23 protein-coding genes are annotated in these 25579 nt (G+C 35.4%); 10 read left to right on the forward strand and 13 right to left on the reverse strand.

What is annotated here, in order from left to right; all coding sequences use genetic code 11:
- Positions 1-138: 138 nt before the first annotated feature.
- On the reverse strand, positions 139-723 hold the full coding sequence (locus BFA01S_RS05150; RefSeq protein ID WP_066226579.1) for a hypothetical protein: 585 nt from the start codon (positions 721-723) through the stop codon (positions 139-141).
- A 320-nt stretch (positions 724-1043) separates the two neighbouring features.
- On the opposite strand from BFA01S_RS05150, the gene BFA01S_RS05155 reads away from it, so the two are divergent.
- On the forward strand, positions 1044-1721 hold the full coding sequence (locus BFA01S_RS05155) for a hypothetical protein (protein WP_066226581.1): 678 nt from the start codon (positions 1044-1046) through the stop codon (positions 1719-1721).
- A 292-nt stretch (positions 1722-2013) separates the two neighbouring features.
- Here BFA01S_RS05155 and hprK read toward each other — a convergent pair whose 3' ends face one another.
- Entirely contained in the window at positions 2014-2946 is a 933-nt protein-coding gene (gene hprK / locus BFA01S_RS05160) for an HPr(Ser) kinase/phosphatase (protein ID WP_066226583.1), read from the reverse strand.
- Between the two features lie 354 nt (positions 2947-3300).
- On the reverse strand, positions 3301-4281 hold the full coding sequence (locus BFA01S_RS05165; RefSeq protein WP_066226584.1) for an ABC transporter substrate-binding protein: 981 nt from the start codon (positions 4279-4281) through the stop codon (positions 3301-3303).
- Positions 4282-4464: 183 nt separating this feature from the next.
- On the opposite strand from BFA01S_RS05165, the gene BFA01S_RS05170 reads away from it, so the two are divergent.
- The 4 genes from BFA01S_RS05170 (at position 4465) to BFA01S_RS05185 (ending at position 7491) form a co-directional block, all read left to right on the forward strand.
- A complete protein-coding gene (locus BFA01S_RS05170; RefSeq protein WP_066226586.1) occupies positions 4465-5469 on the forward strand; it encodes a FecCD family ABC transporter permease in 1005 nt (334 codons plus the stop codon).
- Positions 5466-6521 (forward strand): FecCD family ABC transporter permease, encoded by a 1056-nt coding sequence (locus BFA01S_RS05175; RefSeq protein WP_066226589.1) that lies wholly within the window; start codon positions 5466-5468, stop codon positions 6519-6521. Before BFA01S_RS05170 ends, BFA01S_RS05175 begins: the two co-directional genes overlap by 4 nt.
- A gap of 412 nt (positions 6522-6933) precedes the next feature.
- Entirely contained in the window at positions 6934-7254 is a 321-nt protein-coding gene (locus tag BFA01S_RS05180) for a YbjQ family protein (protein ID WP_066226590.1), read from the forward strand.
- Positions 7255-7257: 3 nt separating this feature from the next.
- Complete coding sequence (locus BFA01S_RS05185) at positions 7258-7491, forward strand: hypothetical protein (RefSeq protein ID WP_066226592.1); 234 nt, start codon at positions 7258-7260, stop codon at positions 7489-7491.
- Positions 7492-7864: 373 nt separating this feature from the next.
- Here the strand turns inward: BFA01S_RS05185 and BFA01S_RS05190 are convergent, their stop codons facing one another.
- Positions 7865-8362, reverse strand: coding sequence for an LURP-one-related/scramblase family protein (locus BFA01S_RS05190; protein WP_066226593.1), 498 nt, complete (start codon positions 8360-8362; stop codon positions 7865-7867).
- 139 nt (positions 8363-8501) lie between these two features.
- Here BFA01S_RS05190 and BFA01S_RS05195 point away from each other — a divergent pair, with 139 nt between their 5' ends.
- Positions 8502-8693, forward strand: a complete 192-nt coding sequence (locus BFA01S_RS05195; RefSeq protein ID WP_066226596.1) for a hypothetical protein — start codon at positions 8502-8504, stop codon at positions 8691-8693.
- A gap of 394 nt (positions 8694-9087) precedes the next feature.
- Here the strand turns inward: BFA01S_RS05195 and BFA01S_RS23165 are convergent, their stop codons facing one another.
- Positions 9088-9249, reverse strand: a complete 162-nt coding sequence (locus BFA01S_RS23165) for a hypothetical protein (protein WP_235842968.1) — start codon at positions 9247-9249, stop codon at positions 9088-9090.
- Between the two features lie 242 nt (positions 9250-9491).
- Between BFA01S_RS23165 and BFA01S_RS05205 the strand changes: the two genes are divergently transcribed.
- The gene (locus BFA01S_RS05205; protein ID WP_066226601.1) at positions 9492-10349 is read left to right on the forward strand and encodes a dimethylarginine dimethylaminohydrolase family protein; all 858 of its coding nucleotides are present in this window, start codon (positions 9492-9494) and stop codon (positions 10347-10349) included.
- A 256-nt stretch (positions 10350-10605) separates the two neighbouring features.
- On the opposite strand, the gene BFA01S_RS05210 is transcribed toward BFA01S_RS05205, so the two are convergent.
- On the reverse strand, positions 10606-11667 hold the full coding sequence (locus BFA01S_RS05210) for an LLM class flavin-dependent oxidoreductase (protein ID WP_066226602.1): 1062 nt from the start codon (positions 11665-11667) through the stop codon (positions 10606-10608).
- Positions 11668-11789: 122 nt separating this feature from the next.
- Positions 11790-13073 carry an MFS transporter gene (locus BFA01S_RS05215; protein WP_082799863.1) on the reverse strand — a complete coding sequence of 428 codons (1284 nt, stop codon included), beginning with the start codon at positions 13071-13073 and terminating at the stop codon, positions 11790-11792.
- A 294-nt stretch (positions 13074-13367) separates the two neighbouring features.
- Between BFA01S_RS05215 and BFA01S_RS05220 the strand changes: the two genes are divergently transcribed.
- Entirely contained in the window at positions 13368-13949 is a 582-nt protein-coding gene (locus tag BFA01S_RS05220) for a TetR/AcrR family transcriptional regulator (RefSeq protein WP_066226604.1), read from the forward strand.
- Positions 13950-14149: 200 nt separating this feature from the next.
- A complete protein-coding gene (locus BFA01S_RS23630; RefSeq protein ID WP_369690800.1) occupies positions 14150-14377 on the forward strand; it encodes an IS3 family transposase in 228 nt (75 codons plus the stop codon).
- 61 nt (positions 14378-14438) lie between these two features.
- Here BFA01S_RS23630 and BFA01S_RS05225 read toward each other — a convergent pair whose 3' ends face one another.
- The 5 genes from BFA01S_RS05225 to BFA01S_RS05245 all read right to left on the reverse strand — a co-directional run bounded on the left by BFA01S_RS05225 (position 14439) and on the right by BFA01S_RS05245 (position 21564).
- On the reverse strand, positions 14439-15257 hold the full coding sequence (locus tag BFA01S_RS05225; protein WP_066226606.1) for a 6-carboxytetrahydropterin synthase: 819 nt from the start codon (positions 15255-15257) through the stop codon (positions 14439-14441).
- A gap of 128 nt (positions 15258-15385) precedes the next feature.
- The gene (locus BFA01S_RS05230) at positions 15386-17938 is read right to left on the reverse strand and encodes a bifunctional diguanylate cyclase/phosphodiesterase (protein WP_235842969.1); all 2553 of its coding nucleotides are present in this window, start codon (positions 17936-17938) and stop codon (positions 15386-15388) included.
- Between the two features lie 53 nt (positions 17939-17991).
- A complete protein-coding gene (locus BFA01S_RS05235) occupies positions 17992-18672 on the reverse strand; it encodes an SDR family oxidoreductase (protein WP_066226610.1) in 681 nt (226 codons plus the stop codon).
- Positions 18662-19963, reverse strand: a complete 1302-nt coding sequence (locus tag BFA01S_RS05240) for a DNA methyltransferase (protein WP_066226613.1) — start codon at positions 19961-19963, stop codon at positions 18662-18664. The genes BFA01S_RS05235 and BFA01S_RS05240 overlap by 11 nt, the downstream gene beginning before the upstream one ends.
- Positions 19964-20685: 722 nt before the next feature.
- Positions 20686-21564 carry a radical SAM/SPASM domain-containing protein gene (locus BFA01S_RS05245; protein WP_066226615.1) on the reverse strand — a complete coding sequence of 293 codons (879 nt, stop codon included), beginning with the start codon at positions 21562-21564 and terminating at the stop codon, positions 20686-20688.
- Between the two features lie 533 nt (positions 21565-22097).
- Here BFA01S_RS05245 and BFA01S_RS05250 point away from each other — a divergent pair.
- On the forward strand, positions 22098-23543 hold the full coding sequence (locus tag BFA01S_RS05250; protein ID WP_066226622.1) for a diguanylate cyclase domain-containing protein: 1446 nt from the start codon (positions 22098-22100) through the stop codon (positions 23541-23543).
- Between the two features lie 325 nt (positions 23544-23868).
- Here the strand turns inward: BFA01S_RS05250 and BFA01S_RS05255 are convergent, their stop codons facing one another.
- Positions 23869-25107: a sensor histidine kinase gene (locus BFA01S_RS05255; RefSeq protein WP_066226624.1), complete on the reverse strand. Its 1239-nt coding sequence runs from the start codon at positions 25105-25107 to the stop codon at positions 23869-23871.
- Positions 25108-25579 lie beyond the last annotated feature (472 nt).

Consider the following 25579-nt stretch of genomic DNA (forward strand, 5'->3'; position numbering starts at 1 on the left):
TTACTGCCCGTTAAGGCTGGGATAAATTAAAAAGCAATGCATTTCACAAGGAAATTGCATCGCTTTAATGTTTCAATATTATTCTATTTTTAAGAATAACTAATGATTAAGTGCTTTAATTCTTCTTAACTATATAATTTAAACTTTTATTTTATCAATGATATCCTCTGGTTTTGCTCTAAATACCGGGTATTCCATATCATTAAGCATTAATTTTTCTCCTAAATGAACAAATCCAATTTTAGGTAAAATCTTTTCTCCTTCTGGGCTGACTGCGAAGGCACCAATCTCTTTTATATCGATTCCTTTTTCTTTAAGACGCTTTAATTCCAAAGGGATATCTTTTATGATCTTACTTGCGTATTCTTTTCTGCGGGCATCGTCAATATCAACTATTATCGTAACAAGATAAAGGTATACAGTTGTTGGATTAATGTAGTCAAGAAGATATTGTCCAATCTCAGTTTCTTCTATCTTTCCTTCCAATACAGCAGTATAATCCGTTTTGTTCAAAGGAAATAGTCCATATATTCCTTTTACTCCAACAGGAGTTTTAAAAATTTTATAAATATTAGGATTCCTAAGCATAATTTCCTTAATATACTCAGGAGACACATGCCACTCTTTTGGATAAATTTTATCATTTAATAAAAGCATGCTTTCAATATCTTCTACTTCAGCTGTTACAACTTCCTCTTTGAAATGATTGTTATACTCATTCATTTTTCTTTACCCCGACTTTTTAATTTATACTTTTTAAATATCATAGCAGTGGAAGCCCATTCTCTTCAAATCACAATGCCTTCATTACTTACATTATGTGACTGGTTATAAATCTAACTAACGTTTAATAAATATTTCTGCCCTCAAATAGCTGGATTTTTTAAAGTGTACGTGCTCTTACTTTACTTTTACCTCCTAATAGTTCAATGAACTATCGTAACTATATTGTGATTTTCGGATAAAATCAGGGTAGACATATATACTAAGAAAACTTTAAATTTGTTTCTCTCTAAATAGAAGTGAAAGAAGGTCAGCAGTTTATGGATACAGCCATCTATTTCTTACTTTCCATAGCTTACATTATTATATTTATCATAGGTATCCTTTTAGCTAAACATCGCGGTTGGATTAACATTAGTAATGTTATCCTAATTGTTATTTTGGCATTACTCTATGATAACGGAATTCTGGCACTCGGAAAATATTTGGGAGAAGGAGAATTACTTAGAATATTAAATCAAATGCGATATTGGTTGCATGCTTTTGTTACCCCCTTACTCGTACTGTTTGCCTGGCACACCCTGGTAAATGCAAATTTACAGTGGGCAAAAAAAAGAATAGTAAAGTGGCTCATGATATTACTTACACTTTGTTTGATTATCTTCGAACTAATCACAATAGTACCTGTTATCTCTTTAGAACCTGCTTGGAATAATGGAGTTTTAAGCTATAAAAAAGGAGAAGGAGCAGACGGCCCTCCTATTATGATAATAGGTATATCAATCATGCTATTGGTAACATCGATTATTATTTGGTGGAAACAGAAATGGCCCTGGTATTTTGTAGGGATTTTATCTATGGGGATAATACCCATAATCAACTTACTTTTAAAAACTGATGCCCCACATAATATATCTGAATTTCTATTAATGCTAGCCATACTTGCAACAAAGGCTTATCAGGATAAAATAATTAAAGCTGCAAACATTAATAAATAAGTAGAGGCACATGGAAAAAATCTAAATCCCACCTGTCTTCAAGAGGGTAGGGATTTTTCGATTTTTACATATATTTATAGTTGTTTTTTATCTATTTATAATACAGTGCACCGTACCTACTAAGATAATGAGAATAAAAAAGACACCTATAAAAGGTGTCACATGAAAAGATGACAGTTATCATCCAAATTTTATTTCTTACTGCCTTTTCTATAACCGCAAAAAGAAGTATTACTAGAAAGTCACCGATTGAATAGTCATAAATAGAGATTTTAACTTAATCGCCTTCTATTTACATGTCAGATTTCGTAATATCAGCCTCAATCCTGCGCATAAACTCCTCTGCTGCGCTGTATCCCTGCTCCTTTAAATACCAATTATTTGCAGCTACCTCAATTAACCCTGCCACATCACGTCCGGGCTGAAGCTGAATTTCTATAGAAGGAATTTTCACACCCATATAGTCAGTATAGTGAAATTCCTGTTCCAACTCATTATACAAGGCATCCTTTTCCCACTTCGTTAAATGGATATCAAGAGTAATTCGTGTTTCATCTTGAAATGCCTTACGACCGTATAAGCGAACTACATTCAGTAATCCAATACTACGAAGGGCCAAGAACTCTTTAGTTTTCTCATCATGTGTGCCTAGAATCGTTTGTGGGCTAAGCCTCTTTAAAACAACGATATCATCGGCAACCAGCCGGTGTCCCCGGCGAATTAATGTATGTGCTGTCTCGCTTTTCCCTACTCCTGAGCTTCCACGAATTAATATCCCAATGCCAGACACATTCATACAAACTCCGTGTATCGCCATTTCGGGTGCCAATTCTTTTGTTAAATACCCATCCAATCTAGGGATGAACTCTGAAGTTATCTGAGGCTTACTCGTTATTAACAAAGGGATTTCCTGCTCTGCACAATGATGAATTAAATATGTAAGATCTTCTTCACCAGTTGTTGCAATAAAACATGGCGGATGATAGTGAACAATATTACCAATTCGAAGTTTACGTTCTTCATGGCTTAATTTATGTAAATAGGTAACTTCTTTTCTCCCCAAAATTTGAACCTGCTCTGTAGGAAAAAAATCAAAATGGCCGACAAATTCCAGGCCTGGACGATGCACTCTTGGCTGTGTAATCACTTTTTGAAGTTGATCTTCACCAGTCAGCACTTTCAATGAAAACTTCTGGACTAAATCTTCAACCGTTATTTTTTTCATCTATACTCACGTCCTATCAGCCTTTTTATAATGAATTATACTTTAGATTAATGGAATCGTCATCCATTTACAAATTGACTTCCGGAAAGGATAGACATTTTGAATATATACATAACTCACCAATTAAAGAGTGATTTCTATTTGTGATACGGTTTATAAAATATCAATTAAGTACATAATTCATTTGAATATAGAGTATATGTACGCTTATTTCCGGATTAAATTTTGGAAAAGATAACAGTATATGACCTGCTACAATTATTATATGTATCAATGAAACTTAAAAAAGATGACCTCTGTTCAATACAGAGATCATCTTCTTCAGGCTACCTGACTTTTTCCTTTACATATAACTTATTTTTCAGTGAAAATCTTTTCAATGTCATCTAACATAATATTAGCTGCTTTAACTCCACCAGCTGTATTCCAGATGATATCACTTACTTTGTGAGCATTACCTTCTTTAACAGCTGTTAGGTTTTTCCAAAGTGGATCATTTGTCCATTCATCTTCAACCGCTTGAGAATCTGCATATGTAAAGTAGAATAATACATCTGCATCCATTTCAGGAATTAATTCTTTATCTACTTCAACCGCGAAATTCCCCATTTTATTGTCTTTAGTAAATAATTTTGCTTGGTGTTCTGCGCGCTTAAATCCAAGTTGGTCAAATACAACACCTGAGAAAGAATCTGTGTAGTAAATACGAGTAGGGCGAGAGCTAAAGCGAACAACTGAAATCTCTTGGTTAACTTTATCTCCAAGCTTAGCTTTTACTTCTTCTACTTTATTGTCATACTCTGCTATTACTTCTTGACCTTTTTCAGTTAAATTTAGTGCTTTTGCATATAGTTCAAAGTTAATTTTCCAATCACCTGCAAGGTCGTCAGAAAAAACAGTTGGAGCAATCGCTTTTAATTTATCGTACATTGCTTCTTGACGAACTTTATTTCCGATAATTAAATCCGGCTTTAACTCAGCAATTTTCTCAATATTTACTTCCATTTCATCTCCAACAACCTCAACGCCGTCCATTTCAGCGCTGATGTGTTCATACCAAGGATCTTGATCCCATGACATTACAGCTCCAACAGGCTTAACTCCTAGTGCTAATAATGCTTCTGTTCCTTCATTAGTTAAAATAACTACACGTTCTGGAGTTGCTGGGATTTCCGTTGTCCCCATCGCATGTTCTACTGAATAGCTTGTAGCTTCAGGTTTTGGTGTTTTTGCTTCTTCCTTTGAAGTCTTCTCATTTGTGTTTCCGCAAGCTGCTAACACAAAAAGTGATAAGATTGCAAAGATTGATAATAATGACCATAATTTACCCTTCATTCCTGTACCCCCAAATTTTCTAAAATAATTGATGTTGATAATCATTATCAGCTATCAATCACTATCTTAAATTAAGATGAAAATACTGTCAATAGAAAATTGAAAATGATTCTCACTATTATTGACTACAATTTTAATATCTTCTACACTATCAATATCTAATATTTAGGATGGATGACGAAAATGAATGGAATATTTGATTTGCCAAGAATATCAAAGTTAGTAGTTACTGCAATTTTTCTTATTCTATTAATTGGGATGAGTATCGTCTTTGGATACACGAATACATCTGTACAATTGGCTTATGAGGCTTTTACAAATTTTGATGGAAGTAACGAACACTTAATCATTCAAACTGTTCGTTTGCCAAGAGCATTAATTGCTGCGAGTATAGGTGCTTCTCTTGCTATAGCAGGTGTATATATGCAAACTCTGACAAAAAACCCGCTAGCTGAGCCAGGTATATTAGGGATAAATGCAGGAGCAAGCTTTGCTGTAGTGTCTGTGCTTACTTTCTTTCAGGTCTCAAGTCTCAGTATATTTACTTGGGTATCCTTTTTAGGTGCAACGATTGCGGCACTAACCGTTTATTTTGTTGGAGGAATAGGCAGGCAAGGGTTAACACCAATGCAATTAACACTCGCAGGAGCAGCACTAACAGCTTTATTTTCCTCTTTTACTCAAGGGATATTAACGACAAATGAAGCTGCTCTGGATCAAGCACTATTTTGGCTATCTGGATCGGTTCAAGGACGTAAGCTTGAAATATTAGCTTCCGTATTTCCTTATTTAGTGATTGGATGGGTATTAGCTCTAATTGTAGCTCCAATGATGAATGTAATTGCTATGGGAGATGATGTAGCCAAAGGTCTGGGGCTTAAAGTTGGACTGTTAAAGATAACTGTTGGGATTATTGCCATACTACTTGCAGGGGGATCTGTTGCAGTTGCTGGTCCAATTGGTTTTATTGGTATTATAATTCCTCATATTGCCCGCCGATTGATAGGTACCGATCATCGATGGCTAGTGCCATTTGCAGGCCTTTTAGGAGGTATTCTTTTATTAGCAGCAGATATAGGTGCCAGATATATTGTTATGCCTCAAGAAGTACCAGTAGGAGTAATGACAGCTCTTATAGGAACACCATATTTTATATATATTGCACGCAAGGGGGTTCATAAAGGATGAAAGGATATCGAAGTTTTCGCATAAACAGGGATAAGATCTCCATGCTTTTAGACCAAAATGCCCTTGTAAAATTAGTGATACTCGCCATTATTACCTTGACTACTTTTATTGTAAGTATTGGTCTAGGAGATGTTAAGATTGACCCATTAACAGTAGTGAATCTATTATTTGGTGGAGGGACAGAACTGCAACAACTCGTCGTCTATCAATTTAGACTACCAAGAATAGTCGTTTCTATGTTAGTCGGTATGGGGTTAGCCGTCGCAGGGGGAATTCTCCAAGGTCTGATTCGGAATCCTCTAGCGGCACCAGAGACAATAGGAGTAACAGCAGGAGCAGGTATGTCTGTTGTAGCTTTTTTATGGCTTTTTAGTGATAAAAATTATTCATTAATTGTTAGTATAAAATGGTTGCCTGTCGCAGCATTTGTTGGAGCCTCCCTTGTTGCAGTAGCTGTATATTTCTTGTCTTGGAAGGATGGGGTTAAACCTATTCGTCTTGTGCTCATAGGTATCGGTATTTCAGCTCTGATGCAGGCTGGAACAACCACATTTATGGTTTTAAGTCCAATTCATGCGGCAAGTCAAGCGAATATTTGGATTACAGGCAGCGTAAATAGTGTAACATGGGAGGATGTTCATGTACTTCTTCCGGTTACAGTTGTGTTGCTGTTAATAGCTTTCATTTCGTCGCGAAATATTAACATTCAATCTATAGGGGAAGATATTGCAACAGGAGTTGGAAGTCCAGTCCAGCGTCATCGTTTTCTTCTACTTATTATTAGTACAGGTTTAGTAGGAACAGCTGTTGCCTTCGCAGGAGGTATTGGATTTGTAGGACTGATGGCACCACATATGGCACGCAGACTTGTTGGTTCCTCATTTGGTTCACTATTACCTGTATCTGCTCTTATAGGGGCAATTCTTGTTATGGTAGCAGATTTAATTGGACGCACATTATTCTTACCATTAATTGTACCTGCTGGTGTATTTACTGCGACTTTAGGTGCTCCCTATTTTATTTATCTTTTAATGAAAACAAAAAGCAGTTAGTAGAAGAAGGCTGGAATACATTCGAAGCAGATCGATCTGCAGTCATTGTTGAAAGTTTTACTTGGGGCTGTTTCTTATGAATAGCCCTACTGTTTCTGAAGATAAGAGTGACCGATTTTATTCAAAGGAAATGATTAAACAGCAAATATGACCAATAAACACGGAAGAATTTATCCATCTTGTAAGAGAACGCCAAAGTGTACAAAAGGAAGGCATATGGAACCACCCTCCCCCTTTTGTACTACCATCTTTAATAAATGTAACAATATAGGTTATACAATTCTCCATAATATATCTAAATGAGTTTTTGGCCCATAATATATTAATCTTCATTGTTTAATATTCCTGTTTTTTCAAAGATATATCATATAATAAATATATAGTAACTATTTTTATTAAGGGGTGGATTCATATGATTATCGTAACAACCGAGAATATTGCTAATCATCAAATTACAGAAGTGTTAGGTCCAGTATTTGGTTTAACCGTAAGAGCCAGAGGAATTGGTAAAGATATCGTTGCTTCTCTTAAGGGGCTAGTAGGTGGAGAAATAAATCAGTATACAGAAATGCTTGAAGATGCCAGAAAACAAGCAATGGATCGCATGGTGAAAAATGCTACAGCAATGGGTGCAAATGCTATTATTATGATGCGTTTTGACTCTGGTGAGATCGGTCAGAATATGAGTGAAATTGTAGCCTATGGAACAGCCGTTATTGTGGAAAAGAGATAGTTAATGGAATGGATTATAGGATTTTACGGTATCCAATTCTTAATTCTGATTGTTTTAATTATTGGATCATGGTTCATTTGGGATCGCCGCTTCAAAACAAAACATGGCAAGCAAGTTCCAAAAGGCTTCGTACGTACAAATGAGGTATCAGTTGATCCAAGCACAAATAAAAGATTAGTAGTTTATTTCAACCCAGAATCCGGTGAGCGTTTCTATAAAGAAGAAGAAAGTAAATAAAATAATTAAATTGAAAAGGTACCTGTTTTAAAACAGGATCCTTTTCAATTTTTATTTTATCCGCCTTTACTTATGATACGGTTCACCGTGACTATTCTAAATGCAATTTTATAAAACTAATTCAGTCATCACGTAAAGATTTTTATTTACCTCCCATTTTCATATTGGTCTAAATTCAATCCCCTCTATCTTCCTGTTCATTTATTCATTAAGAGCAATTTTTTCTTTCATTATAAATATTTTCCCGAGAAATATACACATAGAAACTCCATAATAAAAAAGTAGGGAATCCGTTCGTGATTTCCCTACTTTTCTGATATTTTTTTGAATTTCTGAAGAAAAACCGTTCACATTTATAGTGGAGGTCCATACGTTAAGTCGTTGCTGTTGAGGAAGCAGCCGCTTGATCAGCTCTCACACAATCAATTGCGACAACAAGCGCAATAATAATGGTCTCCATCTCTTCATTCAATATTTGAACCTTGTAGCTATCGCCCCAAGTGAACCACTCCTTGCTCACTTTACCGACGACATCACCATGCTGTAATACTTGAAAATCCATATCCCACCAGTTACCATTTACTTCAATGCCTGCCGCATCAATCGTATAGCGTGCTTTAAAGAAAGAAAACTCCTTGTTAATCGTTAACACCTCTCGACCATTCACCTCAACAAAAAACTTCGGTAAAAAGCTAAACACCTTTTTCGTAATGAGCGCAACTTCATTTCTTTTTGTATTCATAATGGAGAAAGTCTTTGGAATTTGCATAAAACTGCCCTCCACGTAATAAATATCCTTCTCCTGCTGATCCTTTACAGTAAATTTGCCACTTAGACTGAATACCTTTTGCTTTATATAAAGCTGCTTCATACTATGCCTCCTTTGATATAGCATATTATTAAAAATATATTATTTTTCTATCTTACATAAATAGTATTTTCTAATATAAAATCTATCCTACTATACTAAATTTGACTATGAATGGGACCAGGTAAGAGGGTGTTATCAGATGCTAAAGTTAACTCTCTTATTTGTTGTATTAGTAACGAAAATAATGACAATTATTATGTCAGATAAATATATTTGGACAGCTAATCAACTATCAGATATGGGCAGTATAGATGGGACATCAATAGAGCAAGTGCCGATTTCATTATGGATAGATATTATGATAGAAGTAGATTTTTTGTATCTTGTTTGAGAAAATTTCATAAAGAGGAAAATATATTCATTACATAGATTCAACACATTATATCGAATACCTCCTTAACGAGAAAAGGTATGCAAATCAAGACATTTGTATACCTTACTAATCTATTCAACTCATAAAAGACTGCATTTACTTATGATACAGTTCATCTCTAGTATTATAGTAAAGTATATAATACCTATCGAATATTTAATCAATACTATTCCTTTTAAAATTTAGCTAAAATCCTATCTGAAAGAAGTAAACTAGGAGAAATTATTATAAAGTTTTTCAAAATTATTGTACAAGCGTATCCAACCTGTTAAGATGGCAACGTCCTCCGCTTGATTTCCTACGACTAGGTCCCTACCGTGCAACCTAATGTTCCTTTGTGAAATAGTCAATCCTAACCCACTTCCTCCGGTTGAGCGATTTCTCGATACTTATCTACGAGTAGTGGTTCGAAAACACGTGGAAAATCTTCTGATGAGAAGCCCTCTCCTGTATCTTTTACCATAAAAACCACATTGTTACCGTCTTTATAGCATTGAATAAAAATTTTACCCAAGCAAGGTGTATATATTACAGCATTATCCAATAGGTTGTTCATGGCTCACTCCAATAAATGCATATCGTCAATAATAACGTAGTCATCCTCCAAATGATTCATGATGATAGAAATATTTTTCCTTACAAACGGCCAATTAAAAATTCCATGTTTCAAAGATATTTTCCCCATGTCTGTTAGTAAATAATAACGATATTTTAGGAAAAACTAACTTTAAAGAGAGAAAATAGGAGGATAAACACATGGAAGAGAACCCAAATATAAATAATAAGACTTTTTGCATGAGTGAATACGATGTATTAAAGCGAGTAATTCTTTGTCAGCCTCAATATATGACGATTCGCGAAGTGATTAATGAAACACAGGAGCATTTTAAGAATGAAGGTATCCATATTGAACGTGCGCTCGAGCAGCACGCTGAATTTGTCAAAACGTTAAAGGATAATGACATCGAAGTTATTTTATTGCCTTATCATAAAAAATATCCTGAACAGGTTTTTACAAGGGATATTGGTTTTACACTTGGGCAGACCATCTTTGTAGCTAAGATGGCAACAGATATTCGTGCTGGGGAAGAAAATATTTTAAAGCAATGGCTGGAGGACGAAGAAATCTCTTATTATAATTTAGCCGAGGAATTAATTGAAGGTGGAGATGTCGTGATTGACGGCACAACCATTTATGTAGGATTGAGCAATCGAACGGACCAAAAAGCTGCTGAACAATTACAGCGTCTTTTGAATCAATTCAATGTTATTCCCATCTCATTTAAAGAAAAATATCTGCATTTGGATTGTGTATTTAATGTCGTTTCATCAGAGGTGGCCCTTATTTACTCAAATGCCTTAACAAAAAAAGATATCGACCTTTTTGCTTCACGCTATGATTTAATTGAAGTTTCGGAAGAAGAACAATTTCAATTGGGCACAAATGTATTAAGTATTGGTAACAAAAGGATATTAAGTTTACCTGTAAATAAGGAGGTAAACAAACAGCTTCGCAGCCGTGGCTTTAAAGTTATTGAAGTAGATATCACGGAAATTATTAAATCTGGTGGATCCTTCCGTTGTTGCACTCTTCCTATCTTACGAGAAACGTAAAATAAGCATATAAACAGCCCCATCCTTAATCCTCTATAGGGTGAGGCTGTTTATATACTATGAGATATAAAATTCAACTTTTTACATACTAACCTAGGAGCATATAAAACCTGCCTCTATTTATGATACAGTTCCCCGTAAGCAATCTAAATGAGGTTTAAAATCTAATGCATCTCCTTTTATTAATACCCTTACTAGTAGCTTCTTTTCTTAGTCAATTGCTTTTTCAACTATCTCAGTGAAGTTCATCTATTTCTCACTGTTTACCTTCCATCTCAGCTTCCCACTTGGCTATTTCATCTCGAACCCGGGGCGCTACCTCTGTTCCTAGCAGTTCAATAGCTCTCATCACTTGGTCATGTGGCATCGTGCTTAACGGCACATACATCATGAAGCGCGTAATACCTACATTCTTGCGAAGATGAATGATCTTTTGGGCAACTGTATCTGGATCACCAACATACAGTGCACCGTCAAAGCTGCGCGCGGCATCAAAGCTAGAACGATCATAATATGACCACCCCCGCTCCTTACCGATTTTATTCATGCCTGCTTGGGTAGAAGGAAAAAATGTATCTGCTGCAAGTTCCGTTTCATCTGCAATAAATCCTATTGAATGTGACCCAACTGTAAGCTGCGATACGTCATGACCAGCGTGCGCTGCCGCTTTCTTGTAAATTTGCACGAGCGGTGCAAATTGTACCGGGTTACCACCAATTATCGCAAGCATCAGTGGTAGTCCCAGCAGACCTGCACGGATAGCAGAATCTGTATTTCCCCCACTGCCAATCCATATTGGCAAAGTATTTTGAACTGGCCGTGGATATACCCCCAAATTGTTAATCGCTGGCCGATGCCGACCATTCCATGTTACTTTTTCAGACTCCCGTATTTTCAGGAGCAATTCCAAATGTTCTTCAAATAGCTCATCATAGTCATTTAAATTATATCCAAATAACGGAAAAGACTCGATAAAAGAACCTCGACCCGCTATAATCTCTGCCCGTCCATTTGAAAGACCATCCAGTGTAGCAAAATCCTGAAAAACGCGAACTGGATCAGCTGAAGAAAGCACTGATACTGCACTAGTCAGCTTAATTCGTTTCGTTAGTGGTGCAGCCGCAGACAGTACAACTGCTGGTGAAGATGCCGCATAATCCTGCCGATGATGTTCACCTATTCCAAATACATCAAGTCCTATCTCATCGGCAAGGACAATTTCTTCTACCACTTCACGTAGTCGCTGTGCGTGACTTATCACTTCACCAGTGTGAATATCCGGCTTTGTTTCAACAAACGAAGTAATACCAATCTCCACAAGTAATCTCCCCTTTTCAAAATCCTCATGTTATATATTTTCATTTCAAACTATTATTTGATTCTTTCGAACAAGTTTGTATGTAGTTTCAATTAATACTGTTGAATCTGCAAATCTGTCATTCATAGGGTGCAAGATTTATTGTGATGAGCTACCGTTGCACGGCTCGTTATTGTCCAAAACAGAAGAGCTAAAGCACTAACAAAGGCACCAAGCAAGCATACTCCGCTCCAGCCATAGTGTGCATATGTATGGGTTGAAGTGATGGAACCGACAGCACTTCCGATGGAATAGAAAATCATGTACCCAGCAGTTAACCGACTGCGCTCCTCCTTACGTAATGTGAAGATCATACTTTGGTTAGTGACATGAACGGCCTGAACAGCCAAATCTAGAAGAACAATACCGATGACCAATGCAAACAGCGACTGTTGCATATAGCTGATTAGCAGCCATGATAATAATAGTAAGATCAAAGCTACCCCCGTCGTTCTCTGTCCGTAACCTTGATCAGCTAGTCTCCCTGCCCTTGCTGCAGCCAACGCTCCAATAACTCCTACGAGACCAAAAGCCCCAATTGCCGTGTGAGAAAGAGATAATGGCGGTGCACTAAGAGGCAGTACTAATGGCGTCCATAAAATACTGAAAGCAGTAAAAATTAGTAGAGCCAGAATAGCTCGGATTCGTAATAATCGTTCTTGTACGAGTAATATAAACACTGACTTAAGAAGCTGAGGATAGGAAAGTGTTTTTACCTTACATTCAACATTCGGCAGCACCCTGTATAATGCAAAAATCATAAGAAGCATCAATACAGTAGAAAACAAGTATACAGAACGCCAACCCGCCAAATCCGTTAATATTCCTGAAATGGTTCGTGCAAGAAGTATGCCAATCACAACACCACTTGTTACGATGCCAACAACACGTCCTCGTTCTGCAGGTGCAGCCATTGTCGCCGCGAATGCTACAAGAGTCTGCGTCACAACGGCAAGCAATCCCACTAATCCCATACCTACGAATAGTACTGTGCTTGAAGAAGCAGTACCAACTACAACGAGAGATATCACCGACAATAGCATCTGACCGATAATGAGTCGGCGTTGGTTCAATAAATCTCCCAGTGGTACGAGTAGTAACAGTCCTATTGCATAAAAGATTTGAGTGATAGTAATGATAATGCCAATAATTGCATAATCAATACCGAACTCACTCGATATATTATCCAGTAGTGGTTGTGCGAAATAAACATTGGCAACAGACAACCCACAGGCAGCAGCAAACAATAATGTTACATAGTGAGACATAGATGAACTATGAACTAAATCCGTTGTGATCATTGAACTCTCTGACGAATTCGCCTCTAAGTCGTCATCGATTGCTATTTTTTCTTTAATCTCCTGCATTCTGTACACACCCTATCTACATTATTTTTGAAGACCTAAATTATATCATACCGATCGGTACGTTATAATTTCTAATAAATATAACTTATAGAAATTATTAATGTCAATAAAAATATTGGATTTAATTAGCTATAAATCAATATCCAATCTTTCTTTATTAAGATGATTCAACCTAAATTTGACAATAACAAAGACTAATAATATAATTATTATATACTGAACGGTACATAATATCGGTAGTTGGCAGTTACATATGATTTAAGAAAAAATGAAGAGTAACGAGAGGGATTGATTATGGGACGAACTCGCGAATTTGACGAAGAAAAAGCATTAGATGCAGCTATGCAACTCTTTTGGGAGAAAGGATATGAAGCTACGTCATTAAGTGATTTAACTTCTAGAATGGGAATTCAACGACCTAGTATATACTCAGCTTTCGGAGGAAAAAAAGAATTGTTCGAAGCTGCGTTACGCAAATACATGATGTCTCGTGCCTCTCATGTCCGAACCAAACTTCAAAATAGTCCATCTGTAAAAGATGCATTTCGCACTTTTTTTGAAGATGTAGTTGCCGAGGAATATGGAGAAGGTTGCAGTCGAGGATGCTTTTGTATCAACACAATGGTCGAACTTGCCCCTCATGATGAGAAATTTGAAATTCTTACAAGGGAACATCAAATGTACCTATCTGTCATATTTCAAGAAACCATTGAACGAGGTATACAATCTGGTGAGCTCGAGATCGAGGGAAACGCGAAGGCTTTATCACAGGCGCTAATCGTATCGTTAATTGGACTAACTGTAATAATAAAATCTCGTCCAGAGCGATCATTTGTTGATAATACAATAGACGTGATACTTACATCGCTTAAGTAATTCAGAATGAGTTCAATTTTAGCGAATGGGCATCGCCTTTTCTCTCATTGATGTCTATGATTGCTCCATTATTGATTATCATATTGGTCTACACTTTATTAGCTATGGCGCCGAGCAGATTGTGAAGCTTTAAAAGCAGAACACGAACGGGTTCCACCGAGAATACCAAATATGAATGCCCCTATTGAATCGTTTCATCGATTACTAAAGTTGAATGTTTAAGACGTTTTATTTTCACCTCATACGAGGATACGTACCGAGAGGTAGCTAAGTACATGGATTTTTATAATCATCGAAGAATCCATTCCAGTATTTTAGATTTACCTCCAAATGAATTCTATCAACGGGTTCAAACAGAAGATTTAGTAATAAAAGAAGGGAAGCACTTTAACTTCCCCTCTTGTAACGCCCAAAGAAATAGTTTTTAAAAAATTATATCAGATGTTTTTTTATAAATAATATTTATTATTAAAAACTCATGATACTTCTTTACTCTTTTATTGGACCACAGTATTCAAAATAATTTTTTGCTGTTTCCCAAAGTCCTACTTTATATAGATTTGGTAAAGAAGATTGAAGCAGCTTCCAAAAGACAATTGTCATAACTTCAGCAGTTGGATTTAATCCGTTAAATTCTTCTGTATCTAAATTAAGATGTTTATGATCAAATTTTTCAATGATTACCTCATCAACTATTCTGTCCAGTTCCGCTAAATTTATGACCATTCCTGTTACAGGGTCAATTTCTCCCTCTACCGTTACTTCAAGAACGTAATTATGACCATGTCCATTAGGATTATTACATTTCCCAAAAATCTTTATATTTTCTTCATCAGATAATTGATCACTATGTAATCTATGTGCTGCTGAAAAATGATATTTCCTCGTTAATTGTATCATTGACCTTTCCCCCTTTTGAGAGAGTAAAAATGGATTCTCATGCAATATAATTTTATGAAGTTCACAATCATCGAACTTATCCTTTAAAGCATTCCATAAGTACGCTACAATATTTTCTGTCGTTGGAATATGCTCTTTAAAAAAAGAATGTTCCCGATTTAAGAATTTCCCGTCTAATTCCTTTAAAACAACATCCTTAACTGCTTTATCGACATCTGTAATATTAACGACGATTCCAGATTTAGGATTAAGATTTCCTTTTACTGTAACCTCTAATATATAATCATGACCATGACCATTAGGATTACTGCATAAACCAAATACTTCTCTATTTTTCTCTTTATCCCAAGCTGCCACCTCATAACTATGTGCCGCTGAAAACTCTACTTTTCTTGTTAATAAAACCAAGGTCTCTCACCTTCCTAACTCAATCTATTGGTATAGAAATACGAATTCCTCCTCCCTATTATTAGGCTGTGTCCTTCATTGGACGAAGGAAGAGAAATCCTTTTGAGAAAATCTTAAATTTCAAATCTTTATAATGAAGACCACTTACTGACTTTCATGAGTGCAGTTTCCTGAAGCTGCTTGAATGTCCTGTTGAACTCTTCAACAGATAAAGGTTTGCTGAATAAATATCCCTGTACTTCATTGCATTTTTGCTGTTGAAGGAATTTAAGCTGATTATCTGTTTCGACTCCTTCAGCAATAATATTAACCTTTAAATTATGAGCCATAGCAATAATCGTATTAATAATTTTAGTATCCTCAGAATCTATTTCTATGTCTCTAACAAATGATTGATCAATCTTTAAACTATGGAACGGAAACCTTTTAAGATAGCTTAGTGAGGAATATCCTGTTCCAAAATCATCAATAGCAATTTTGACACCCAGATCCTTCAATGCATGCAACTTATCAATCACATAGTCCTCATTATACATCGCAATACTTTCTGTAATTTCTAACTCTAAATATTGCGGATCAAGGCCGGTATCATTTAATACTTCACGAACAGCTTCCACTAAGTTAGCTTGTTGAAACTGACGTGGAGAAAGGTTAATAGATATACTCAATTGAGATAATCCGGACTTCTGCCATTCCAAATTTTGTTTACAGGCTGTACGTAGAACCCATTCTCCAATTGAAACAATTAATCCAGTTTCCTCCGCTAACGGAATAAATTCTGATGGAGAAATCGGTCCTAATTGCGGATGAAACCATCGAATTAAGGCTTCATTTCCTGTAATCATACCCATATTAAGATCAACTTTAGGCTGATAGAATAAAGTGAATTCATTACGCTCCAGTGCCTGACGCATACCTTTTTCTAAAACAGCCCGTCTCTGAATAGCATCATTCATATCAGGTGTATAGAACTGGTGATTATTCCTTCCTTGTTCTTTTGCACGGTACATAGCCATATCAGCGTTATTAATGACATTGTCAATCTTGTCACTATCAATCGGATACATGCTTATTCCTATGCTTGAAGTCATAAAAAGCTCATTTCCTTCGTAAAAAAAGGGCTTTTCCAACTCTTTCAGGATCATTTTTGCTATATCATCTGCTTTCTCCCTGCTGCTGTTAGGTAAAAGCAAAATGAATTCATCTCCCCCGATTCGTGACATGATTTCTCCTTCTTCGAGAAGAGGTAAAATGCGATTCGTGACAGCCTTTAAAATATAATCACCTGCGGAGTGTCCAAGCATGTCATTGATAAATTTAAAGCGATCCAAATCAAGAAATAAGAATGCCATTGTTTTTTCCTCATTTGACTCAGCTAGCTCTAATGCAGTTTTATGAAAAAAACGCAAATTAGAAAGTCCGGTTAGAAAATCATAATAGGCATGATATTGGATTTCTTCATTCTTTTTCTTCAGTTCATCTGTATAATTTAATAGATTCGATGACATGATGTTGACCTGATTAGAAAGCAAACCCAATTCATCACGTCGCTTAATAAATACCTGTGCCCCAAAATTCCCTTTTGCAATTTTATTTACTTCTAATAGAATTTGATTGATCGGTCTAACAATATATCGGGCTAAAAGATTACTGATAATAAGAACAAATACTAAAACCACAATAGAAATAACCAGATTGTTTAGCAGCTGCTTGTTTAATACATCTTGAATCACCTTATAATCAGTCACAATTCCAATGACATATGGGTTTTCGGATTGAACGGGTATAAAACTTTTAAACACCTTTTTATCAGAAATAGTACTTTGAAAACTAACTAATTTACCCGTTTTCATAGCCTTTCTGACAGCCGAAACATCAGCTTTTTGATCTTGATATCTATGCTTTCCGAATTGAATAGCTTCGTTTTTTAGTTCAATCACTTTTGTGCCATTCCACTCTGTATAAACAGGCGGTAAACCAAATGTCTTCGGATTAAATCCAGTTATACTTAACAAATTTTCATTATTGCTTACACTTTTCTTCGCAATTGCATTCGGACCAATCTCATCCTCTACATCCATAATCTGATTATCTCTCATATAAGGACTGATAATATAATTCGTTGTACCATCATAATAATAGCCCCATTTATCAACATGATCCGGGTTGGATGCTGAAACATTAATGGGACCTGACCAATAGTTTGGCAGCTTTTGTCCTTCAGGAATCGTAACATTGTGATCAGTAAATAACTGCTGAAATGCAGTATACCAATAACCCCAGTCCTTCATACTTAAGTTTCTTTCATGTGGATCCGAAGATTTCACTCCTCTAATATCATCCTTTTCCCTTACCATCAGGGTAATATGAGAGACACCTAGCTTTTGGCTAAGTTCCATAAGTTGTTCATTCGTCACATTATTAATATTCGGATCCAGCTCATCTTTTGCTGCAATAGCTGCAATCCGAAGCTTTTCTCCTATTTGATTTTCTAAAGCGTCTACTCCATATTCTGAATGTTTAATAGCTATACTAATTTCCTTGGCCAAGAGTTCCATCTGTTTTTCCTGATCTTTTATTAATAAATCTCTCGTATAGTAATAGGATAAAGTATTATTAAAAATTAAGATGAGCGTCACAATAATAGAAAATATAAGGGCTAGTTTCTTCTTTAAAGACAAAAAAATCTCCCCCCAATGTATGCATCTAAGAAGTTTTAATGATCATTCGTAAATTACAACACACCTTTTGGCGGAGTCAATGTAATTTCATCCATTCGAACGTGAAGAGGAGTCATAGCAACAAATGAAACGACACGTGCTACATCATGAACATCCAGCATATCTCTAGGAGAGAACTCTTCAACATCTTTCCAAATATCTGTATAGGTCGCACCTAGTTGAATATTAGTAGTAAAAATACGATGTTGATACCATTCTTCTGCTAAAACATTTCCCAAACCATTCACTGCTTGTTTTGAGGCTGTATAGACGGATTGGGTAGGAAGACTTCTTTTAGTCATAATTGAACTAATATTCACAATACGTCCCCCTCTCTCTTTCAATAACGGAAAAGCATTTTGAATGCAATGGAACGTGCCGAAGACGTTTGTTTGAAATATCTCTTCCCATTCTTTAGCGTTGAACTCTTCAAACGCTTTAAAATAGCCAATTCCGGCATTGTTCACGATTACATCTATAGCCTCATGCTTTTCACTAATGAGTTTAAAAGTATCCCGTACTTCTTTTTCATCCATCATATTCATCTGTAAGGGAAACAAATTTTCCACAGGGATATCTACATTCTTTTCCCTGGTTGTGGCATAGGTAATAAATCCCTTGTCCACAAGATCGAGACTAATGGCCTTGCCGATCCCTCTTAACCCCCCTATAACAACAGCTACTTTATTTTCCATATGACAACTCTCTTCCTTTAGGAACTTTGTAAAAGTGCCCAAACACATCTTTTAATAAATCATAACCTTCGTACTCTTTAATAGAATCAATCCAATTATCCTTAATTCTCAAATAAACATCATTTACTCTTCGCTGCAAGGATTCAATATCCATAATATAATGAGCTTCCGTAATCTCCCCATGTACAATATGATGCAGAATCCAATCTAACGGGTTCGCAATCAAAAGCTGATAACCGTCTTCTGTTAGTATTGGAACAGGCCTTGGAATCATCCTTTTAACGACATCTTTACTACCGCTAGGAGCGACAGAAGGCATAATCAATTGAAAGGTATACTTCTGATCTTGAATGAGATCAATTTCAGGAGTATATTCATAAGCTTGAATCGTAATAGATTTGTTAGGAAACTTTTCTTTTATTCCTTGCAATTCATTTAAAGAAAAGGGAATTTGTGTTTTCTTTTTATATTCATTCCCCTGAAGATAAGAAAGATTAAAATCCTCTACTAGCTGGTACATAGTAACATCAGTCCCTGCTGCTTCCATTCTACTCGCAGCAGTCTGAATCGCTACGCGGGAGTGATCACTCGCTATCCATCTTCTTTTCATTTTCTCAGCTATTAAGGGCATTGTACCGCTGCCACAATAAAAATCACCCACTAAAGCATTCTCATCTGTTGTCATCTGCAAAATACGTTCCATGAGTTTTTCAGGTTTTTGCGTAGCATAAAAGGTATCTTCTTCTCCTAAATACCCATATTTTCCAATATCATCCCAAACCGATGAATAAGAAACACCTGTTTTCTTAAGATAATTGTCACTCTTAGCATAGAAAAAGAGAGTTTCATGATTTAAACCAAATTGTGATTTTTCATATAAAGGGCCATCAGCAAACTTCCAAATGACCTCTCCAAGAAAATGACGAGATCCAAATATCTCATCCAAAATCACCTTCATATAATGCCCTTCTTTTTGCGATGTTTGGAAAACAAGAATCCCTTTTTCATTTAACAGTTCCTTGGCAGCTTCTATTCTCCTCCGATAATTCGACCGGTAAGCATCTGAATCATAGAAGTTTTTGATTGTAGCTATCTCATTCCAAGGATCAATGATATTTTCATTCAATTCTTTATTAAATATAGAAAAAATCCATCCTGAGTTAAATGGACCATCAAAATAAATCATATCAAATTTTCCTTTGTATCCTATCTTCATTAGCCCTTGCATAATATACAAGTTATCACCATAAAATAATCCATTTTCTGTGAACACCTCTGGTTGAAATTTCATAATTATGTCACCTTCTTTTCTATGTAAGCCCTTAATATTTCAACTAAAGTCTCAGTATTTTTATCGTCTATTTCGAACATTACTTTACTCTATATATTCATTCGACAGTTAAGTGTAGTTAAATAGTTATAAATTACTATTTTAAAAAAAGCAATTTGGAATGATCTTTTCTCGGTGGATTTGACACTTAATTATATAAAGACTATTTCCTCATGCTATATCTTTCTTAATCTTAGTATAGCAAATTAAAAGTCTAGTAGTATTTAAAAAATGTTACTTTCATAATCATCAGCAAGGTGTCAATAGTTCTAATTATATTGTTTCTGGCTAGAAATATCCCCTAGACAGGGCTTTTGAAATGTTTCATCCAATAATAAAGTTCATAAATTCTTTGCGAGTGAAAAGATTCCTAATTTTAATTCTGGTGGCATTATTGAATTTACTTTATTAGCCCCAAAACAAAAAAATTGGATTACACTTTCCACCGTGGAAAAGCAGAGGATGCAGAATAAAATCAAGAAAAATAGAAAAACGACAGTATTTCTGCCGTTTTTCATATTATTCATCTACAAGTTAAACAATTTAAATTAAAAATTATCCATAGCAAATTCAAATTTCCGATTTAACAATATTTATGATATGGTTTACCGCGTTATATCTAAATAAAGTAATGAGCTGGAATGATTCTATCTAACTTTACTAAATCTTAGCCATTTGCTTATCTATTTTCCGAACCTTTTGCGATATCCGCATTTTCTACATAATTCCTCCACTGCTACTCTTCGTGAAAAACCATCTACAAGATTTTTTGCTCTATCCATCTCGATAATATCAGAAAATGAATTATCATTAATATTTCCGAGGTTAATAACTCCTTCACCATCTAGACAACAGGGAATAACAGTTCCGTTTGCTAAAATACCTGCTTGATTTCGCATGCCATAGCAGAAGCCCTTCCCATCATCTTCTTCTTCATGTAACGCAGGCCACTGAAACTCGTAATCTTGATTAATGAAGATGCGGTCCGCAATTTTCACACCGCTTCCTGGTACGACCTTCTCTTCAATTTTGTAGTCTAAATCAAATTCTTTCTCAATAATTTCTAGTAATTCTCTATTTCGTTTTCTTTCAATATTCGTCGTATTGTCTTGTGTAAGGTTCCATAATCTCAGGGAAACAATCATTTCTGATTGGCTCGTTGCTTCTTTAATAAAAGAAAGAATACTTTTCACATACCCTTCCTTATCTTTAGAACCAATATGGCCATCAAAGCTATGGAGTGAGAAGTTCATTTGTCTTAGCGCAGGCTTATTTAATAATTTTTCCCTCTTTTTATTAATTAATGTCCCATTAGTTGTGATATTAACTTTAAACCCTTTTTCATGACTTAAGTCTAACAATTGGTCTATTTTAGGATGGAGCAGCGGCTCACCTTTTACATGTAAATAAATGTAGTCTGTGTGCGGTTTAATTTGGTCTAATCTCTTAGAAAAATCCTCCACAGAAATAAATTGCTTCTGTCGTTCTGTTGGCGGACAAAAGCTGCATGCAAGATTACATACACTTGTAATCTCTAGGTAAAACTTCTTAAATTTTTTCACTATCAATTCCCCACTTCTTTGACTGCTTAGAACAGGATGAACTATTATTCTATCACTATTACAGCATATTTGTTCCTAAATGAAAACATGCTTATTCAAGGAAACTACCGTTACCATTTTTCTATTTAACAGAATGCACTTGTACTTTTCCTATCAGTTATCCTACTGCTATCTGCACAAGAATTCCTTCACTTGTACTGTTTACATAATAGCAGAAGACCATCAGAGAATTTCCTCCAATGGTCTTCACATATTAGCGAACGATTAGGTAACTAATATATTGTCGAAATTTTAACCAAAACTTTTCTACTACATAATGTACTTCATTTTATGTAGTCTTAGGAAACACCATTACTTAAAAACCTCATTTACTTATGATACGTTTCTCCGCACCTATATAACCGGCAATTTTTTTACAAAACTTATCCTTACAATGAAATGAGACACAAGAACCGGCCCCTGTTTCCGTGACAGGTCGCTGTTTTCAATGATAAAATACAGATGTGATTTGATTACAAAGGATGGTTGTTCCGATGGAGTTATTGGCAAAAAACGCAACAAGTGGAAATGATATAGAGCAACAATTTATCGATTGTAATGAAAACCTATTATTCGAGCGAATTAAGTACGTTTCCTATATGCTCATCTTCACATATCCCTGTTTTTTCATTATGGACTTTATCCTTTTGGCTAAATTGAACAATCCGATTTATAAATTTATCCTTTCAACCTTTCATATCATAGGCCTGATGATCTCCCTAATCTTTTTAATCCTCTACCGCCGTAGCAAAGGCAACGCCAAAGGGTCGATTATTCTCACCTATTTATTTCTTTATTTGTTTATAGGCGCCGTCTCTTCGATCAACAGCCAGCTTAATAACGGTAATATCTATGCTTATATTATTATTCTCTTAGCCGCTGCTGCTATCTTCCCGGTTCAGCCAAGGTACCAGGCTTGCCTCATCACAGGAATTCATCTATTTTTCATTACAGGGTTGTTCCTGCTTGAAAAAAATCACTTTTCGTTCCTATTTAAGCTGGTGAATTCAACAGGTGCAGCTGTCATTTCATTTACGATAGCGTATGCCTTCTATTCATTTCGCAAAAATAATTTTACAAACGAATGGAAACTAAAGAAGAATGAAGAGAGCTTTCGCAGATTATTTCACATGAATCCTAATCCGTTGGTCCTTTTCAACCTTAAAACCGGCAACATTTTGCTCCTGAATCAGCAGGCTATCGAATACTTTCATTTAAAAAATAAAGATATGACAAAACTTGATGGATGGTTCATGCTGACTACGCCTGAGGAAAAACAAACGATAGTAAAAAAACTCGAAGAACATCAGAGCTTAAAAAATTATATGTTCAAACATAAACAGAAATGGTCAATGCTTAATTTTGAACTGGTCAATTACTTAGGGGAGTGCTGTGTCCTTATTGGAAGCACTGACATTACAGATTTGAAGGAAACGGAAGAAGAGCTTTATCATCATGCATCGTTTGACCCGCTTACAGGGGTCCTCAACAGAAGGCGAGGAATGGAAATACTTTCACAACACCTCATAGACGGAGCATCAGATTTCATCGTCTGCTATATTGATATAAACAATTTAAAAATGGTAAATGACAGGTACGGACATTCTGCAGGCGATGACCTGATTATTTCTTGCTGCGAAACAATCAAACGCCATATCAGAGAAAAGGACGTCCTTTTCCGCCTTGGCGGTGATGAATTTATAATTCTAATTTTCGATCGACAAATGGATGTCGCACAGGCAATCTGGTCCAGCATTCAAAGTGAGTTTCAAGATATGGTTATAACTGGTCAAAAGCCCTATCCAATCTCAGCCAGCCACGGTTTGTATCAATGTAAATCTGGAACCAACTTTAGTCCTGAAGAAATCCTTGAACTGGCGGACAAGGAAATGTATAGAGAAAAGTCCAAGCACAGAATAAACCAAATTGCCCGTAACTAGACAGGCACACCCTCCCGAAAAATTCCTCACTACAGAAAAGTAGCAAGGGATTTTTTCTTATGTTTTACGTCCCCTGGAAGTCTCCTATCTTTAATTAAGTAACCAGCGAAAGTAAAAGAAGCGAATTTTTTCCGACTATTTATCTGATTGGGGGCTTAACCAATCCCCCAACCTTAAGGAGAGGCATTTGGCTAAAAACCTCATTTACTTATGATAAGGTTCACCACACCTAATCAAAATGAGGTTTCACTTTTTATAAGCAAAAGAATTGGATTCCTGGACATTCAGTGGAATCTCTCCTAGTCTTCTTAAAAGGGAATTCGATTTATATTCTACCTTTAGGCCCTATTGTATTATTCTTTGATGGAAAGCTAATAGTAACCGTAGTACCTTCACCTTTCGAACTTTGGATATCTATTGTTCCTTTATATTTTGCTGCAATATTGTAGCAAATCATCATACCTAATCCCGTCCCTTTACTTTTTAAAGAGTAAAAAGGAGTACCTAAAGACCCTACTTCTGCTTCTGACATTCCTTGTCCATAATCGATTACTTTAATCTCAACAAAGTCATTCTTCATATTAGCCGTTATCTCAACCGAATCACCTATTTCAGAGGCCTCAATTGCATTTTTAATTATATTTATTAATAATTGTTTAAATTCTATGGGATTTGCGACGATAGCACAATCTTCTATTACATTTAATTCAATATTATTCTCATTCAAAACTCCATATGAATGAAGTAAATCTGTTACAGTCTGAAGTACATTCCTTACATCCACAGTTTCCGTTTCTTGATCATTATTTGGCTTTGCAACAGATAACAATTGAGAAATCACGTGCTCAGCAGCATTCAATTCACCAATCATCAAAGTATAGTGTCTCTTTATATCATCACTAACTGAAGGATCTTTTTCGTCTAGCTGCAAAAATCCCTTCACAACTGTCAAAGGATTTCTGATTTCATGAGCAACAGCAGCTGCTAGTTGGCCAGATATCTTCAAACGCTCTGTCTGTTTTATTTTTTCATAATATAATTGCTGTTTTTTAATTCGTCCATAAGATAAATAAAATACACAATAGATTATCACTTGACTACCAATAAAGTTTATAACATTTCCTGATAAATCTTGTTTTATAAAGTAGAATTGATTGCCTTGATCAATTAGTATAATATAACTAAAAGTAAACATTGTTGATATAGTGTTTACTAGTAAAGAAAAGTAAAAGAGCTTGGCATCAAAAAACAATATGGATATTATTGGAATAAAACACAGAAATATAAAGTTGGACCCAGTCTCTGGATATAAAAAGAAAAGAGTATAAAAGTAAACGGACGCTACTATTATTAATATTATTCTAAAAACATGAGTTACATATCTAGGATAAAGTAATAAACAGACAGATAGAATGACCCCAAGTGTAACATGTAAGATAAAGCCGCCCCCATGCTCACCCATATGTGAATTACCAATAAATAACCCCATTATCATGATGGTTATTACAATTAACATTGCAATATAGTATACTTTTTTATTTATTTGAGTATGAATTTCCTTCATAATGTACCCCATTTTTGATAGTTTATTAGAAATTTCTTATTTTACTTTAATAATATGGTTCGGATTTCCCATGTATATATTATCATACCATTTTAGAATACAATTACATCTTAATTTAAAAATAGTAAACTAGGTTGGATAAAGCAATATCTTTAGTTGTAAGAGAGGAGAGGGATAAGCGTTGAGGCAAAAAGCAAATTCCTAACATTTCCTAAAATAATACTTTCTCTAAAAAATACATCATCACGAATTCCTGACTCTTTTTCATTTTATCTCCTCCTAACCTCCTAATATTTATTGGACCCATTTTAACAAGTAATCTACCTCCATTTCATCCTCACTTTTGCTCTCATGGTCTGCCTTTGAAATGAAAAAAGAGGAGCTATATGCTTCTCTTCTAAAGTCATTTTTACTATTTCTACTTTAAATACATTTATGCCACTACCTAATTTCCTTGAATGCTGTCGGTCTA

This window comes from Metabacillus fastidiosus NBRC 101226, from assembly GCF_001591625.1.
GTDB lineage: Bacteria > Bacillota > Bacilli > Bacillales > Bacillaceae > Metabacillus > Metabacillus fastidiosus.